Genomic DNA, 16,290 nt, shown 5'->3' with positions numbered 1-16,290 from the left:
ACACAGACCCGCGCCCCCGCTGGAGGGACCATCTTGCATTCAGGAGGCGGCGAACACCGACAGCCGGTCGCGGATGGTGCTCTCGCACTCGCGGATGATTTCCTGCACCAGGTCCTCGCAGGACGGGATGGCGTCGATCAGCCCCTGCACCATGCCGCTGGTCCAGATGCCGTAGTCCACGTCGCCCTCGGTGAGGGCCACCTTGCCCTTGGCGCCGGCGACCATGTCGCTGATCAGCTCGAACTTCATGTCCTTGCCCTGCTCGCGCTCGATCTCGTTGACCCGCTCGGCGACCTTGTTCTTGTAGACCCGGGCGGTGTTGCGCAGCGGCCGGTAGACCAGCGCGGTGTCGCGCTCGCTGCCTTCGACGATGGCGCGCTTGATGTTCTCGTGGATGGGCGCTTCCTTGGTGGCCATGAAGCGCGTGCCCATGTTGATGCCGTCGGCACCCAGGGCCAGGCAGGCGGCCATCTGCGCGCCGGTGCCGATGCCGCCGGAGGCGACCATGGGAATGTCCAGCACCTTGGCGGCGGCCGGCAGCAGCACCAGGTTGGTGACGTCGTCCTCGCCGGGGTGGCCGGCGCACTCGAAGCCGTCCACGGACACCGCCGCGCAGCCCAGGCTCTGGGCCTTCAGGGAGTGGCGCACCGAGGTGCACTTGTGGATCACCTTGATGCCGTGCTCGTTGAACAGCGGCATGAAGGGTTCCGGGCTGCGCCCGGCGGTTTCCACGATCTTGACGCCGGCGTCGACGATCACCTGGGCGTACTCTTCGTACGGCACCGGCTTGATGGTGGGCAGCAGCGTCAGGTTGACGCCGAACGGCTGGTCGGTCATTTCCTTGCAGCGGGCGATCTCCTTGGCGAGATCCTCCGGCGTGGGCTGGGTCAGCCCGGTGATGATGCCCAGCGCGCCGGCGTTGGACACCGCCGCCGCCAGTTCCGCGTAGCCGACATTCTGCATGCCGCCCTGGATGATCGGGTAGCGGGTACCTAGCAATTCTGTAAGACGTGTTTTCATTGATTCACTCTCCCGTCGTGACCCAGTGACCCTACTCAGAGGCCGCCGTGGGCGCAATGATCTTATCCGTCGCCGGCGGCGGTGGAAACGACACCGCGCCGCACCCGCCGGTCGCCGAGCAGGTACAGACCCAGGGCCGCCACGATCACGGCGGCGCCGGCCAGCACCCGTGCGCCCAGCAGTTCATCGTTGAGGGCGGCGCCCAGCATCAGCGCCAGCACCGGCGTGATCAGGGTGACCAGCGCCACCGTGGCGGCGGGCAGCCGCGCCAGCACCTGGAAGTAGCAATAGAAGCCCAGCAGGGAACCGAACACCGCCAGATAGACGATCGCGCCCAGGCCGCGCTGGTCGCCGCTGTAGTCGAACCCCTGGCCGCTCAGCCACATGGCCAGGGCGTACAGCGGCAGGGAAAACAGCAAACCGCCCACGGTCTGCTGCATCGGCGCCAGCCCGGCGCCGACCCGCTGCACCACGATGCCGGAGGCGGCGAACAGGGTCACCGCGCTGAGAATCCACAGCAGCCCGCGCCCGCGCCGCGCCTCGTCGCCGACCAGCGCGGCGCCGTCCTGGAACAGCAGCGCGAAGCTGTCGCCGAATACCAGCGCCAGGCCGGCCAGCCCCAGCAGGCAGGCCAGCCAGTGCCAACCGTTGAGCCGGGTGCCGCCGGGCAGCCACTGCATCATCACCCCGGAGATCAACGGCGCCAGCCCGAACACCACCGAGATCAGGCCCGACGGCAGGTCCCGCGCCGCCATGTAGCTGCAGCCCATGGCGCCGAAAATCCCCGGCAGCGCCGCCGCGTAGCTGGACAGCGCGCGGCGATGCAGGGGCAGCCCCTGACGCCGCGCCGCCAGCCACAGCAATCCCAGCACGGCGGCGATGGCCATCCGCGAACCGGCGGCGGCGAACGCCGGCAGCGCCTCGCCACTCCATTTGATGCCCAGAGGCGTGGTCGCCCATACGGCGATCACGATCAAATAGGCGACCAGGGTATTCATGGTGTTTATCCGTTCGTAAAACTTGTACCTCGGGGACGCGACAGTGAAAATGCGTTCACTAAGGAGCCCACCGACCTGGATCAAGGTTCCAAAAACAAAAAAGCCGCAGGCTTAACAGCGCCGCGGCCTCGATGTAATCATTCTGCGTTAAAGGGTTGGTAACAACAACATGGACATTTATCTGGTAGGCGGTGCCGTGCGCGATCAACTGCTCGGGCTGCCGGTCAAGGAAAGAGACTGGGTAGTGGTCGGCGCCACGCCGCAACAACTGGTGGACCAGGGTTTCAAACCGGTGGGCAACGATTTCCCCGTGTTTTTGCACCCGGACACCCGCGAGGAGTATGCCCTCGCCCGCACCGAGCGCAAAAGCGGCCACGGTTACGGCGGCTTTGTGTTCCATACCGACACCGATGTAACGCTGGAAGACGATCTGATCCGGCGCGACCTCACCATCAACGCCATGGCCAGAACCCCGGGCGGCGAGATCATCGATCCTTTTAACGGCAAGCGGGATTTAAAGGCGCGTATTCTGCGCCATGTGTCGCCGGCCTTCGCCGAGGATCCGCTGCGCGTGCTGCGCGTGGCGCGCTTCGCCGCCCGCTACCACTGGATGGGTTTCCGGGTGGCGGACACCACCCTGGAACTGATGGGCGACATCGTGATGAGCGGCGAGATGACGCACCTGGCCGCCGAGCGGGTCTGGAAAGAGACCAGCCGCGCCCTGATGGAACGCTCCCCTCAGGTCTTTTTTCAGGTGCTGCACGAATGCGGCGCGCTCGCCGAACTGTTTCCCGAGGTGGCCAACCTGGACGGCATTCCGCAATCGCCGGACCACCAGCCGGCCCTGGATGTGCTCAGCCATCAGTGGCGCTGTCTGGCCCAGGCGGCGCGTCTGAAGCTGCCGTTGACGTCCCGCTACGCCCTGCTCTGCCACGATTTCGGAAAAGCGGAAACGCCGCCGGACGGCTGGCCGGAACACCGCGGCCATGAACGACGCGGCATGCACGTGGCCAAGACCATGTCCCAGCGGCTGCGCGTGCCCAAGGAAATGACCGACGCCGCCATGACCATGGCGCGCTGGCAATCGCGGGTGCAGCGGGTGCTGAAATTGCGCCCGCCGGAGGTCTGGGAGCTGCTGCACAACCTGGACGTGCTGCGCCGCCCCCGGCGGCTGAAGTTTCTGGTCGACGCCTGCGAGGCGGACGCCCGGGTGTGCTCGGCGGACTACAAAACGCCCTACGTTCAGGGCGCGTTTTTGCTGGGCCTCAGTGAAGCGGTGCGCGACGTGGACGTGGCCGGCCTGCGGGAAGCGGGCCTCACCGGTCCGGCCCTGGGCCGCGCCCTGGACGACAAACGCATTAAACGCATCAAGGAATACAAAAAGGAGTTCCTGGAAAAATGGCAGCCCCCATCGCTCTGATTACAGGCAGCGCCCGGCGCATCGGCGCCCGCATCGCGGAAACCCTGCACCGGAAAGGCTGCCGGGTGGTGATTCACTACCACCGGAGCGAACAGGAGGCCCGCCAGCTGGTGGACGCTTTCAACCGCGAGCGGCCGGCCAGCGCCGCGTGCCTGGCCGCCGACCTGCGCGACCCGGTGGCGGTGCGCGATCTGGCGGTGCGCGCCCGGGACGCCTTCGGCGGTCTCGACGTACTGATCAACAACGCCTCCAGCTTCTACCCCACGCCGCTCGGCCAGGCGTCCGACGACGACTGGGACACGCTGATGCACAGCAACCTGCGCGCCCCCTTCCTGCTAAGCCAGCAACTGGCCGGTGACCTGGAGGCGGCCGGCGGGGCGATCGTTAACATCGTCGACGTCTACGCGGAGAAGCCGCTCGCCGGACACCCGCTCTACTGCATGGCGAAAGCCGGGCTGGCGATGATGACCAAGAGCCTGGCCCGCGAATTGGGGCCGGCGGTGCGCGTTAACGGCGTGTCGCCGGGCGCCATCCTGTGGCCCGAGCAGGGCCAGGAAAACCAGCAGGACATCCTCGACGCCACCGCCCTGGGCCGCGCCGGCGATCCCGACGACATCGCCGCCACCGTGGCCTGGCTGGCCCTGGAAGCGCCCTACATCACCGGCCAGATTCTGGCGGTGGACGGCGGCCGCTCGCTCTCCTTCCCCGGCGGCTGAGCCGCTTCAGGGCCAGACGAACGGCACCTGCCAGAGGCGCTGCTCCGGAAAACGGTATTCGTTGAACAGGGCCGCGTAGGTACGGCCAAACTGGGGATGCATCGCGTACGGCGCCAGATCGGCCAGCGGCCGCAGCACGAAAGCGTGTTTGAGGATTTCATCGCGGGGCAGGCTGACGCCGTCGAACTCGCCGGTGAGATCCCCGTAGGTGAGAATGTCGATATCCAGGGTACGGCTGGCGAATTTCTTCTCGCCACGCACCCGGCCGTGGGCGCGTTCGATGTCGCGCAGCCGGTCCGCCAGTTCCGCCACCGGCAGGTCGGTGTCCAGCGCCACCACCAGATTGAAGAACGGGCTGCCCTTGAAACCCACCGCCTCGCTTTCATAGACCGGGCTCAGACGCAGCTCGCCGAAGGCGGCGGCCAGGTCGTCCAGCCCCGAACCGATGTTGTGCTGCCGGTCGATGTTGGAGCCGAGGCTGAGAAATACCGTGGTCATCAGGTGCGCTCCCCCCGCTCAATGATAACGCCCACATCCCGCGACCCGCGCAGGGCGCCGGGCTTGCTGAGGCGCAGCTTCAGCCAGGCCACCCCGAACTCCTCGCGGACCACGTCGGCGACCCGCTCGGCCAGGGTTTCCACCAACTGGAAGTCGCTGTCTTCGATGAACTGAATCACCCGCTTGCCGATGCTCTTGTAGTCCAGAGCGTCATCAATGTGATCGCTGGCGGCGGCCTTGCGTATGTCGGTGGCCATTTCCAGGTCCAGGCTTACGGTCTGGCGGATGCGGCGCTCCCAATCGAAAATGCCGATTACCGTGTCCACCTTCAGATCATTGATATAGACGATATCCATGTTGGTCCTTGATAATGCCCGGGGTTTCGAGACTTTAAAAAAACAGGATTATAGCCGGTGGACACCATAGCATTACAGGAAAGCTGGAGCTGGTTGCTGCCTTTGTGCGCGGCCGCTTACCTGCTGGGTTCGATCTCCAGCGCCATTCTGGTATGCCGGCTGTTCGGCTATCCGGACCCGCGCACCCAGGGGTCCAGCAACCCCGGCGCCACCAATGTGCTGCGCATCGGCGGCAAACCCGCCGCCGCCCTGACCCTGCTCGGCGACGTGCTCAAGGGCACCGTGCCGGTGCTGGTGGCTTACGGCCTGGGGCTGTCCGCCACGGCGGCGGCGCTGGTCGGCTTCTGCGCCTTCCTCGGCCACCTGTTTCCGGTGTTTTTCCAGTTCCGGGGCGGCAAGGGCGTGGCCACCGCCTTCGGTCTGCTGTTTCCGCTGCACTGGCCCAGCGGCCTGGTGGCGGGGGCGGTCTGGCTGCTGGTGTTCGGGGTGACGCGGATCTCCTCGGTGGCGTCGCTGCTGGCCTTTGTCGCCGCGCCGATCAGTCTGTGGTTCTGGCTGCCCACCGCCTTCTGGCCGATGGCGGCGCTCACCGTGATCATGGTGATCCGCCACCGGGCCAACCTCACCAAGCTGCTCAGCGGCGAAGAGCTGGGGTTCCGCGGCAAACGCTGAGATCCGTTCAGGAGGCGTCTTGCGATAGCGGGGCCAGCTCCGCCAGCGGCCAGCGCGGCCGCACCGCGATCGGCAGGCCGCTGCGTTCGCCGCCGGCCAGCCGCAACGCGCCGGCGTAGGCGATCATGGCGCCGTTGTCGGTGCAGTAGGCCAGCCCCGGATAGAACACCCGCACGCCCTTCTTGGCCATGGCCGCGTCCAACCGCTCGCGCAGCATCACGTTGGCGCTGACGCCGCCGGCCACCACCAGCCGTTTGGCGCCGGTCTGCTCCATGGCGCGGCGGCACTTGATCACCAGGGTGTCCACCGCCGCCTCCTGGAACGCCAGGGCGATGTCACAGCGGTCCTGGTCGCTCAGCGCGGCGACGCCGCCCAGGTCGTTGATGGTGTTCAGGGTGAAGGTCTTGAGCCCGGAAAAGCTCATGTCCAGGCCGGGCCGGTCGGTCATCGGCCGGGGGAAGCGGAACCGCCCGGCCGTGCCGCTCTCGGCCAGCTTCGCCAGGCGCGGGCCGCCGGGGTAGCCCAGGCCCATCATTTTCGCCACCTTGTCGAAGGCTTCGCCGGCGGCGTCGTCCACGGACTCGCCCAGCGGTGCGTAGTCGCCCAGGGCGCGCGCCTCCAGCAGCAGCGAATGGCCGCCGCTCACCAGCAGCGCCACGAACGGGAAGTCCGGGCCATCCTCTTCCAGCATCGGCGCCAGCAAATGCCCCTCCATATGGTGCACCGGCACCGCCGGCAGGCCCCAGCCGTAGGCCAGGCTGCGGCCGACGCCGGCGCCCACCAGCAGCGCCCCGGCCAGCCCCGGGCCGGCGGTGAACGCCACGCCGTCGAGCTGCTCCGGGGTGGTGCCGGCCTCGCTCATCACCTGGCGCACCAGCGGCAGCAGCCGGCGCACATGGTCGCGGCTGGCCAGCTCCGGCACCACGCCGCCGTAGGCGGCATGCATGTCGATCTGGCTATACAGCGCCTGGCCGAGCAGGCCCTGTTCGGTGTCGAAGATGGCCACGCCGGTCTCGTCACAGCTGGATTCGATGCCCAATACGCGCATGGAGACTCCCTGAATAAGGAGGCGCATGATACCGCCAAGCCCGCCTCTTTGCATTTCCTCCGAGCTCAGGTAGAATTCGCGCCCTGCTGTCCGGGCCCTCCACCTGAGCCCCTCAGCGCACTCATTAATCCAATTTCAAGGTAGGTGATACTTCATGCCTCAGGTGAAAGTGAAAGAAGGCGAACCCTTCGACGTGGCCCTGCGTCGTTTCAAGCGTTCCTGCGAGAAAGCCGGTGTGCTCTCCGAAGTCCGTCGTCGCGAGAACTACGAGAAGCCCACCCAGGAGCGTAAGCGCAAGCGTGCCGCCGCTGTAAAGCGTCACCTGAAGAAGCTCCAGCGCGAGCAACTCGCCCGTAAGCGTCTCTACTAAGCCGTTCCGGCCGTAGAGACCGCCCGCTAACACGGGCCGCACAGTCAGGAATCGCCATGAGCGCTCTTAAAGAACAGCTCACCACGGCCATGAAAGACGCCATGCGCGCCAAGGACAAGGCGCGCCTGGGCGTTGTGCGTATGGCCCTGTCCGCCATCAAGCAGATCGAAGTGGATGAACGCATCGAGCTGGACGATGAGCGCAGCCTGGCGGTGCTCGACAAGCTGATCAAACAGCGCAAGGATTCCGCCACCCAGTACCGCGACGCCGGCCGGGACGACCTCGCCGACATCGAGGAGGCGGAAATCCAGGTGCTGCAGACCTTCCTGCCCGCGCCGCTCAGCGAGGCGGAGGTCGACGCCCTGATCGATGACGCCATCGCCCAGACCGGCGCCGCCGGCATGCAGGACATGGGCAAGGTCATGGGCGTGCTCAAGCCGCAGCTGCAGGGCCGTGCCGACATCGGCGCCGCCAGCGGCAAGGTGAAGAAACGCCTGACGGCCTGATCGGGCCGTCCGCCCGATCTTGATTCGCGGCCCCGCCGCGAGGAATATCCCCCCATGGCCGGTCGCATTCCCGAACACTTCATTCAGGATCTTCTCGCGCGCAGCGATATCGTGGCGCTCATAGACAGCCGTGTGCCGCTGAAGAAGACCGGCCGCAACTACGCCGCCTGCTGCCCGTTCCACCAGGAAAAGACCCCGTCGTTCACGGTCGCCCCGGACAAGCAGTTCTACTACTGCTTCGGCTGCGGCGCCTCCGGCAACGCGGTGGGCTTTTTGATGGAGTACGACCACCTCAACTTCCCCGAGGCGGTGGAGCAGCTGGCGATCCGCGCGGGCCTGGAAGTGCCCCGCGAGGAAGGCCACGACGCGCGCAAGGACAAGGCCAAGCGGGACCGTCTGCAGACCCTTTACGACCTGCTCGCCCGCGCCGAACGCTTCTACCGGCAGCAGCTGAAAAGCGCCCCGGAAAAGCAGAAAGCAGTGAATTACCTCAAGGGCCGCGGCCTCACCGGGGAGATCGCCGCCCGCTACGGCCTGGGCTTCGCGCCGCCGGGCTTCGACAACCTGATCAACGGCCTGTCCCTGGACAAGGAAGGCCTGGAACAGGCGGTCACCGCCGGCCTGCTGGTGCGCCGCGAAGACAACGGCCGCACCTACGACAAGTTCCGCGACCGTATCCAGTTCCCGATCCGCGACCACCGGGGCCGCACCATCGGCTTCGGCGGCCGGGTGCTGGGCGACGGCAAGCCCAAGTATCTGAACAGCCCGGAAACCCCGGTCTTCCACAAGGGCCGCGAGCTCTACGGCCTGTGGGAATGGCGGCAAAGCCGCGACCGCAGCGACCGCCTCTACGTGGTGGAGGGCTACATGGACGTGATCGCCCTGGCCCAGCACGGGGTGCCCAACGCGGTGGCCACCCTGGGCACCGCCACCAGCGAGGACCACGGCCAGCTGCTGTTCCGCCAGGTCAACGAGGTGGTGTTCTGTTTCGATGGCGACGAAGCCGGCCGGCGCGCCGCCTGGCGGGCGCTGGAATCGATTCTGCCGGTGCTGGACGACGGCAAGCAGGCCCGCTTCCTGTTCCTGGACGAAGGGGAAGACCCGGACACCCTGGTACGCACCCAGGGCCCGGAGGCGTTGTTAGCGCTCACTGACAAGGCCGACGCCCTGTCCACCTACCTGTTCCGGCACCTCTCCGAGGGGCTGGACCTGGCCACCGTGGACGGCCGGGCGCGGCTGGCGCGGCTGGCGCTGCCCTACCTGGACAAGCCGGCCGGGCCGGTCTACCGCGCCCTGCTGGAAGAAGAGCTGGCGCGCCTTACCCGCCTGGAGCAAAGCTCCCTGGAAAAGCTGCGCCAGAGCCTGCCCGCCCAACGGGGCCGCCCGGCGGCGCCCGCGGAGCCGAGCGCCCCGCCGCCAGCGGACGACTACGGCTATGGCGATGGTTACGAGCCGGCAGGCGATCCGGCAGGCGACCCCGGCGGCGAACCACCCCCGGACTGGGACGCCGCCGCCGTGGCCCGCGCCGCCCGGGCAAGGCCCAAGCGCCCGCAACGGCAACGAGGCAGCGCCGGCGGCCTGGGGCTGGTGGAACGGCTGGTGCTGGTGCTGCTGTCGCACCCGGAAGTGCTGGAGGAGCGCCCCCTGCCGGAGGGCCTGGAAGAGCTGGATATCCCCCAGCTGGACCTGCTGATCCAGGTGGCCGGCACCGCCCGCGACCAGGCCAGCTCGCCGCCCGCCCTGCTGGGCGCGGTGATGGCGCTGGAACAGGGCGAATCCCTGTCGGTACTGCTGCGCGAGGCGCTCAAACCGCCCATGGACGCGGCCACGGCGCGGCGCTACTGGCACGACGCCCTGGAGCACCTCAACGCCCTGGCGCTGGAGCAGGCCCTGGAACTGGAGCAGCGCCGCCCGACACCAGACGGGGCGCGGCTTTCAGAGCTGATCAAGGCGCTCGCCGAGGCCCGCAACCGGGCCCGCCAGGCGCCCATCAGCGACTGACGCCGCCCGTGCCGGGCTCTGGCGCCACCCCTTGTACAAACTGGCCCCGGACCCCATATCCCAGTATAATACGCCGTTTCCCAACGACATCTCGTTTTCCTCGACACTCTTCCAATCTGCACGGGCTTTTTCGCATGACGACTCAGAAACAGCAGCAATCACAGCTGAAGCAGTTGATCGCGCTGGGCAAGGAACAGGGCTACCTGACCTATGCCGAGGTGAACGACCACCTGCCCGAGTCCATCACCGACACGGATCAGGTGGAAGACATCATCCAGATGATCAACGACATGGGCATCAGCGTGGTGGAGAAAGCCACCGACGCCGATCAGATCATGATGGATGAGAGCGCGGAAAGCACCGACGAGATGGCCGCCGAAGAAGCCGCCGCCGTGCTCGCCTCCGTGGAGAACGAACCGGGCCGCACCACCGACCCGGTGCGCATGTACATGCGCGAAATGGGCACCGTGGAGCTGCTCACCCGGGAAGGCGAAATCGAGATCGCCAAGCGCATCGAGGAAGGCACCCGTGAAGTCATGCACGCCCTCGCCTTCTGGCCCGGCGCCGTGGAAATGGTCCTCGACGAGTACCAGCGCATCACCGACGAAGAGCGCAAGCTCACCGACGTGATCGCCGGCTACCTGGACCCCAACGACGACGGCGCCGCCGCCACCAACGCCAACAAAGAGCCGCGCTTCAGCCAGAAGAAGCGCGAGGAAGCGGAAAAGGCGGCGAAGGAAAAAGAGCGCGAGAAGGAAAAAGAGAAAGCCAAGCAGAAGGACGACGACGAAGAGGACGACGCCGACAAGAACACCGCCGGCGCCGACGCTGACGAGGAAGAAGAGGACGAAGGCGGCCTGGACCCGGTCCTGGCGGCGGAGCGTTTCGCCGAGCTCAAGAAGCTCTACGAGAAGGCGCAGCGTTCGTTCAAACGCAACGGTCGCGACCACGCCAGCACCGCCAAGGCCCAGGAAGCCCTGGCCGCGCACTTCACCCTGTTCAAACTGGTGCCGCGCATCTACGACCAGCTGCTGGTCGGCGCCCGCACCCACCTGGACACCGTGCGCCGCTTCGAGCGCCACATCATGGCGCTGGCGATCCGCCGCGCCGGCGTGCCGCGCCGTGACTTCATCAAGATCTTCCCCGGCAACGAAACCAACATGGACTGGGTGGATCAGACGCTCAAGAGCAAGAAGTCCAAGGACTACGCCGACAAGCTCCGCCTGGTCAAAGAAGACATCCAGCGCAACCAGCGCAAGATCATGACCCTGGAAGAGGTCATCGGCCTGCCCGTGGCCGACATCAAGGAGATCAACCGCCGCATCTCCATCGGCGAAGCCAAGGCACGCCGCGCCAAGAAAGAAATGGTCGAGGCCAACCTGCGCCTGGTGATCTCCATCGCCAAGAAGTACACCAACCGCGGCCTGCAGTTCCTGGACCTGATCCAGGAAGGCAACATCGGCCTGATGAAAGCCGTGGACAAGTTCGAATACCGCCGGGGCTACAAGTTCTCCACCTACGCCACCTGGTGGATCCGGCAGGCGATCACCCGCTCCATCGCCGACCAGGCCCGCACCATCCGGATTCCGGTGCACATGATAGAGACGATCAACAAGATCAACCGGGTGCAACGCCAGATGCTGCAGGAAATGGGCCGCGAACCGACCCCGGAAGAACTGGGCGTGCGCCTGGAAATGCCGGAAGACAAGGTCCGCAAGGTGCTCAAGATCGCCAAGGAACCGATTTCCATGGAGACCCCGATCGGCGACGACGAGGACTCCAGCCTGGGCGACTTCATCGAAGACGGCAACGTGGACTCGCCGGTGGATTCCGCCACCTCCCTGGGCCTGGAAGAAGCCACCCGGGAAGTGCTGGCCAACCTCACCGCCCGCGAAGCCAAGGTGCTGCGCATGCGCTTCGGCATCGACATGAACACCGACCACACCCTCGAGGAAGTGGGCAAGCAGTTCGACGTCACCCGGGAGCGGATCCGTCAAATAGAGGCCAAGGCGCTGCGCAAGCTCCGCCACCCCTCGCGCAGCGAACATCTCCGCAGCTTCCTCGACGCGGACATGTAATTCGGTATATAACTACCGGCCCGGACAGTCCCGCTGTCCGGGCACCCTTGTAGGAGCGGGCCCGGCCCGCGAAAGCAGGCGCAGCCTGCGCCAACAACAATCAAAACTATCTCGGGCCTATAGCTCAACTGGTTAGAGCAGCGGACTCATAATCCGTTGGTTGCAGGTTCAAGTCCTGCTGGGCCCACCATCTCCCCTTCCGAAGAATTCCCGCAAAGTGCAAAATCTCTCGTAAGACCCTGATAATTAACAACTTTCATTCCCATCCGTTCCGATAGCATCCTGTGGCATCCGACTTCAGTGCGGGTATTGCTGTGGGTATGGCGCCCTTGCTAAGGTCCATACCCACAGCGATTTGGCCGGATGATCGGAGCCATACCCACAACAAGGAAAACTATGAACAAGGGCATCCATAAACTCACGGACAAAGAGGCTAGGAACGCCACCACGGAAGGCGCCCGGCAAAGAAAGTTGGCGGATGGTGGTGGCCTCACCCTGGTAGTTCGCCCCACCTCTAAAGCCTGGTGGCTGCGCTATAGATTCCACGGCAAGGAGCGCACCCTCACCCTCGGCAGCTACCCCCGCACCAGTCTCAAGGAAGCCAGAGCCGCGCGCGACGAAGCTCTCAAGTTGCTCGATCAGGGTATCGACCCCGTGGATTACCGACGTATGGAACAGCGACGGCGGCAGACGGAAACCGCAGATACCTTTCAGAGCATCGCCCTGGAGTGGTACGAAACCATCCACAAACACGAGGTAGGCGCCACCACGCACCCCAAGAACCTACGCCGGATGGAGATGCACCTATTCCCTTATATCGGTCGCATGCCGATCCGCGATATCACCCCACCGGATGCACTCAGCACCCTTCGGCGCATCGAGCAGAAAGGCCATGTGGACAACGCGCACCGACTCAAGACCATCATCGGCCAGGTCTTCCGGTACGCCGTGGGCATCGGCAAAGCCGAGCGTGATATCACCGTGGATTTGCGTGGTCTGTTGCGCTCCCCGAGCGTCAAGCACTACGCCGCCATCACCGACCCCGATCAACTCGGCGATCTGTTGCGCGTTCTGTGGGGTTACGAGGGCACGCCCACGGTCTCTGCCGCCCTGAAGCTGGCTCCTCTGTTCTTCCTGCGCCCTGGCGACCTGCGCCAGATGCAATGGGATCAGATCGACTGGCAGAAAGCCCAGTGGAGCGCGCAGAGAACGAAGAACAGCGACCCTCTGATCGTGCCCCTGGCCGATCAGGCGATCGAGATCCTCCGGGAGCTGGAGCCTATCAATGGACGTAGCCCATACGTCTTCCCCAGTGCCCGTTCACGGGCACGCCCCATGAGCGAAAACGCCGTCACAGCGGCGCTGATTAACCTCGGCTACAAGGACACCATGACCGGGCACGGCTTCCGCGCCACGGCCAGAACACTGCTGGAAGAAGAGCTGCGCTTTCCGGTGGCCATCATCGAGATGCAAATGGCCCACCGGGTGCGCGACGTTCACGGGCGGGCCTACAACCGGACCCAGTGGCTGGATGAGCGCCGCAAGATGATGCAAACGTGGGCCGACTATCTGGAAGGGTTACGCAACGTCCGCAGCTAGCTACAGACGAACATCCGGCTCGAAATTCACCTCCTTCGCGCCAGCAACCAGGCGCTCATACCCCGGATGGCCCGGGTTAAGCAGGTAATTCCACTCCCGGGGCACCACCACGCTCGGCACCGCGAGCACCAGGCTGCTCTGGCCGTCCAACCAACCATCACCCAACTCCGCCGTGGACGGAGGCGCCGGTTCGTCACGCCAATCGCCAGGCAGGTCGGATTCCGGCAACCGCAGTACCTGGTCCTCTGGTAAGCGCACTTCCAGCAGCGCGTAGTGCTGCAGCAAACTGTAATCATCCAGATGGACCATCACCTCCAGCAGCGCCAGAGATTCAGAGCCCGCCAGATACACGCAGGACTTGCCACGGCTGTTCCAGCGACCGCCAAAGCGCCGCGCGCCTTCGCCGTCGAAGACGGTATCCAGCCACTTACGCTTAACCAGCCGATACGCAGCAATCCCACTCATGCGAAGACGCCGTGCTCAAGCCGGCCGATCAGGTCCAGAACCGCCTCCACTTCGGCGGACGTGGCCAGCATGTCCACGGGGCGCCGGTCCCCCAGCCCCCGTACGGGGTTCGACAACCAATGCACGGCCCGCTCACGGTCACCCTCAAACAGATCAATGGCCGCCTTAAGCACCTCCGCGAAGCGGTACAGGCGATCGCTCTCTTCCACCTTGAACTTCCCGGCCTTGGCCCGTCGCCGCAACGTGGCGGGCGGGATCACCAGATAACGGGCCAACTCCTGGTGCTCCAGACCGGCCACCGACACCAGCTGCTTATACACAACGTAGGACACCCCTTCCCGCAGCGCCTCGTGCAACCGGGCGCCGCGCGCAGGGATCCCGACCGTCTTCCAGAAACCTGAGCCTGCTTCCCTAGGGGCTCGATACTCGCCCAAATCAACTGACATAACTTTCGCCCCGAATACTCACCTGATACTTTTAAATAGTATCAATTTGTCACTGAAAAGCAATTATCAGCTCATCGACCTGCCCGCCCTCTCAAAAGTACGCGCCTGATAACGGCCAACCCCGGTCATTTGTGGCTTCGCGACACATGGCCACAAGTATTGACTTGTGAGACAGGTCACGTTTTTATGATTCGATAGTCTGTTCTGAAAATCAGTATAAAAACGCTGACACCGGGATACGGCACACGTGCTTTGTTCAGAAAACCTGCAAGCACGTCTACTACTTGTCATGTTTAAACCATCGGGGGTTATAGTGAGTGAACCGATTCTTGTGAGCTCTAGGGCTGAGCTGAAACAGGCTCTGAGTCAAAGATGCGGAGAAATTCTAATTACGGACAGCAAACTTGCAAACCAAGTGAAAGTGGTCAGCTATGCGTCTAAGGCAGCCATTGCGGCAGCGGTTACGGGCGCGGGAGTCGCAACGGTTAATGCGTGGAACCCTATTGGCTGGGGCGTTGCAGGCATCACCGCAATTACATCCGGTACATTAATTTCTGCTGTGGCGGCCTTAGGTATAGGTGCAGTGTTAATCTGGGTTTTATGGAATGATTACGATTTCAGCTTTGAGGGCGGGACGGAGTACACAGACCCGACCGGGGGCAAACATAAGGTGTACGGCAAGGCATCATTCAATAAGCATAAGAAGAAGTAAGAAAACCTTACTAACTGGGCCCACTAAAGCGCGCTGGTACGCTTGATACTATTAGGACAAAGGCTGCGGACAAGAATTACCGATGAATAACCTTGAAGTCGGCGTTCAAGTTCTGAAGCCTATTGCAACAAGGTACATAGTAGACGCGGTGGTGATTCACCTTAGGATGATGGAGCCGGCATCGACCGTGCCTAACTCAAAGGTTAAGAGGAAACGCTACCGCCTATGAGCCTCCCTCCTGAAGCTACAATCGAGGATGTTAAGGTTCGCATCAGAAAATCGATGCGTAACCCGCATATCGGAAAGGTCGAACAAGCGGTACTGCGTGAGGGGCCTAGAGCTTTTAGATTAGCTACCCTATTTGAGATTCTCAATCCGGGAGACAGCTCGCATCATCACTATACCCTTCGTCTGGACAGTATTGATAAGAAAAAGACTGGATGGTTCCACAAACCAGAAAAGTCTATAACCTTAGAGGCAAATGAACCCGATGAGATATCTCGTCTATATCGCTTTCTGACCGCTCACTTGGCTGGAACGCTAAGTGAGGCGTCGGGCGACGTACGAATAATCAGCTCAGCGGAATATAAAAAACTTGAGAATCTTCTCGAGTTACTTCCCAACTTGGCCTCTCCCGATATGGTCGAGATTCTGCGCGGTATACTGCCCCGGATAAGCGACGCGGGCTCTTACGCTAAGGATTTTTCCGAGGCGCTTGAAAGCAGCGATCCCGATACTGTGGAACACTTAGGCGTTGCGGCTCGATGGGTGCAACATAAAAGGGAGTATGAACGCCTGGTGACACTAATCGATTCTGGTGAATCTAGGGAACAAGCCTATCAAGAGCTCTTGACACAAAACCCTTGGATGTTCGGGAGCGAGTACAGCGAACTCCTCGACCGCCGCACATGGACCCGGGATGACAATCTCGACTTCATGCTTCGGAGGACGTCAGATAATTATCTAGAGATAATCGAGATAAAGACACCGTTCAGAGATAGCTTAATGTTGAAAGACAAATCCCATGGAACATACTATCCATCCTCGAAACTCTCTCCAACTATTGGCCAGGTCATCGGCTACATGGAGGAGATTGAAAGATCTCGAGATACCATTATAAGTAAAGATGGATACGACACTTTAAAAGTACGTGCCCGGGTCATCGTTGGCAGAGACGGGGACCCTTCGGAACAAGAGGCTCTTCGTAACCTCAATGCTCATTTACACAGAATTGAAGTTCTCACCTTCGACCATCTGCGCAGAATAGCTGAAAGAGTAGTAAACGTATTTGGAGTTAAAGAATCAATCGTTAGTCACCAGTCAGAAGTCGATGAAGATATTCCATTTTAGGATGTGGCTGTCGTCGGCCTCAAATCTATCTGCGA

17 protein-coding genes and 1 tRNA gene are annotated in these 16,290 nt (G+C 63.4%); 11 read left to right on the top strand and 7 right to left on the bottom strand.

Features of this window, described 5'->3' with window-relative positions; all coding sequences use genetic code 11:
- Positions 1 to 39: 39 nt before the first annotated feature.
- Positions 40 to 1,020 carry an NAD(P)H-dependent flavin oxidoreductase gene (locus tag ISO4_RS06595; protein ID WP_142947312.1) on the bottom strand — a complete coding sequence of 327 codons (981 nt, stop codon included), beginning with the start codon at positions 1,018 to 1,020 and terminating at the stop codon, positions 40 to 42.
- 62 nt (positions 1,021 to 1,082) lie between these two features.
- Entirely contained in the window at positions 1,083 to 2,018 is a 936-nt protein-coding gene (locus tag ISO4_RS06590; RefSeq protein WP_194855598.1) for a DMT family transporter, read from the bottom strand.
- A gap of 169 nt (positions 2,019 to 2,187) precedes the next feature.
- Between ISO4_RS06590 and ISO4_RS06585 the strand changes: the two genes are divergently transcribed.
- A complete protein-coding gene (locus ISO4_RS06585) occupies positions 2,188 to 3,438 on the top strand; it encodes a multifunctional CCA addition/repair protein (protein WP_142947314.1) in 1,251 nt (416 codons plus the stop codon).
- Entirely contained in the window at positions 3,417 to 4,154 is a 738-nt protein-coding gene (locus ISO4_RS06580) for a pteridine reductase (protein ID WP_142947315.1), read from the top strand. The genes ISO4_RS06585 and ISO4_RS06580 overlap by 22 nt, the downstream gene beginning before the upstream one ends.
- A 6-nt stretch (positions 4,155 to 4,160) precedes the next feature.
- On the opposite strand, the gene folK is transcribed toward ISO4_RS06580, so the two are convergent.
- Complete coding sequence (folK, locus tag ISO4_RS06575) at positions 4,161 to 4,652, bottom strand: 2-amino-4-hydroxy-6-hydroxymethyldihydropteridine diphosphokinase (protein ID WP_194855597.1); 492 nt, start codon at positions 4,650 to 4,652, stop codon at positions 4,161 to 4,163.
- Complete coding sequence (gene folB / locus ISO4_RS06570) at positions 4,652 to 5,008, bottom strand: dihydroneopterin aldolase (RefSeq protein ID WP_194855596.1); 357 nt, start codon at positions 5,006 to 5,008, stop codon at positions 4,652 to 4,654. The genes folK and folB overlap by 1 nt, the downstream gene beginning before the upstream one ends.
- A 57-nt stretch (positions 5,009 to 5,065) precedes the next feature.
- Here folB and plsY point away from each other — a divergent pair, with 57 nt between their 5' ends.
- Positions 5,066 to 5,680, top strand: a complete 615-nt coding sequence (gene plsY, locus ISO4_RS06565) for a glycerol-3-phosphate 1-O-acyltransferase PlsY (RefSeq protein ID WP_194855595.1) — start codon at positions 5,066 to 5,068, stop codon at positions 5,678 to 5,680.
- Between the two features lie 7 nt (positions 5,681 to 5,687).
- Here the strand turns inward: plsY and tsaD are convergent, their stop codons facing one another.
- On the bottom strand, positions 5,688 to 6,728 hold the full coding sequence (tsaD, locus tag ISO4_RS06560) for a tRNA (adenosine(37)-N6)-threonylcarbamoyltransferase complex transferase subunit TsaD (RefSeq protein WP_142947319.1): 1,041 nt from the start codon (positions 6,726 to 6,728) through the stop codon (positions 5,688 to 5,690).
- A gap of 154 nt (positions 6,729 to 6,882) precedes the next feature.
- Between tsaD and rpsU the strand changes: the two genes are divergently transcribed.
- The 6 genes from rpsU (at position 6,883) to ISO4_RS06530 (ending at position 13,282) form a co-directional block, all read left to right on the top strand.
- Positions 6,883 to 7,098 carry a 30S ribosomal protein S21 gene (rpsU, locus tag ISO4_RS06555; RefSeq protein WP_014993329.1) on the top strand — a complete coding sequence of 72 codons (216 nt, stop codon included), beginning with the start codon at positions 6,883 to 6,885 and terminating at the stop codon, positions 7,096 to 7,098.
- A 56-nt stretch (positions 7,099 to 7,154) separates the two neighbouring features.
- Positions 7,155 to 7,604: a GatB/YqeY domain-containing protein gene (locus ISO4_RS06550; RefSeq protein ID WP_067607531.1), complete on the top strand. Its 450-nt coding sequence runs from the start codon at positions 7,155 to 7,157 to the stop codon at positions 7,602 to 7,604.
- 54 nt (positions 7,605 to 7,658) lie between these two features.
- A complete protein-coding gene (gene dnaG, locus ISO4_RS06545) occupies positions 7,659 to 9,605 on the top strand; it encodes a DNA primase (protein ID WP_194855594.1) in 1,947 nt (648 codons plus the stop codon).
- A 134-nt stretch (positions 9,606 to 9,739) separates the two neighbouring features.
- A complete protein-coding gene (gene rpoD, locus ISO4_RS06540) occupies positions 9,740 to 11,683 on the top strand; it encodes an RNA polymerase sigma factor RpoD (protein ID WP_142947322.1) in 1,944 nt (647 codons plus the stop codon).
- 113 nt (positions 11,684 to 11,796) lie between these two features.
- Positions 11,797 to 11,873 (top strand) — tRNA-Ile (locus tag ISO4_RS06535).
- Positions 11,874 to 12,079: 206 nt separating this feature from the next.
- Positions 12,080 to 13,282: a tyrosine-type recombinase/integrase gene (locus ISO4_RS06530; RefSeq protein WP_194855593.1), complete on the top strand. Its 1,203-nt coding sequence runs from the start codon at positions 12,080 to 12,082 to the stop codon at positions 13,280 to 13,282.
- On the opposite strand, the gene ISO4_RS06525 is transcribed toward ISO4_RS06530, so the two are convergent.
- Complete coding sequence (locus ISO4_RS06525; RefSeq protein WP_138770615.1) at positions 13,283 to 13,747, bottom strand: RES family NAD+ phosphorylase; 465 nt, start codon at positions 13,745 to 13,747, stop codon at positions 13,283 to 13,285. It abuts the gene before it with no gap.
- Positions 13,744 to 14,193: a type II RES/Xre toxin-antitoxin system antitoxin gene (parS, locus tag ISO4_RS06520; RefSeq protein WP_194855592.1), complete on the bottom strand. Its 450-nt coding sequence runs from the start codon at positions 14,191 to 14,193 to the stop codon at positions 13,744 to 13,746. The genes ISO4_RS06525 and parS overlap by 4 nt, the downstream gene beginning before the upstream one ends.
- Positions 14,194 to 14,506: 313 nt before the next feature.
- Here parS and ISO4_RS06515 point away from each other — a divergent pair, with 313 nt between their 5' ends.
- Both ISO4_RS06515 and ISO4_RS06510 read left to right on the top strand, forming a co-directional pair.
- The gene (locus ISO4_RS06515) at positions 14,507 to 14,905 is read left to right on the top strand and encodes a hypothetical protein (protein WP_194855591.1); all 399 of its coding nucleotides are present in this window, start codon (positions 14,507 to 14,509) and stop codon (positions 14,903 to 14,905) included.
- A 225-nt stretch (positions 14,906 to 15,130) separates the two neighbouring features.
- Positions 15,131 to 16,255: a Shedu anti-phage system protein SduA domain-containing protein gene (locus ISO4_RS06510; protein WP_194855590.1), complete on the top strand. Its 1,125-nt coding sequence runs from the start codon at positions 15,131 to 15,133 to the stop codon at positions 16,253 to 16,255.
- Positions 16,256 to 16,290: the final 35 nt, after the last annotated feature.

It is taken from the genome of Alloalcanivorax venustensis ISO4, from assembly GCF_015356855.1.
Classification (GTDB): Bacteria; Pseudomonadota; Gammaproteobacteria; order Pseudomonadales; family Alcanivoracaceae; genus Alloalcanivorax; species Alloalcanivorax venustensis.
Note: the sequence above shows the minus strand (reverse complement) of the source record. Positions and strands in the feature narration are given on the sequence as shown.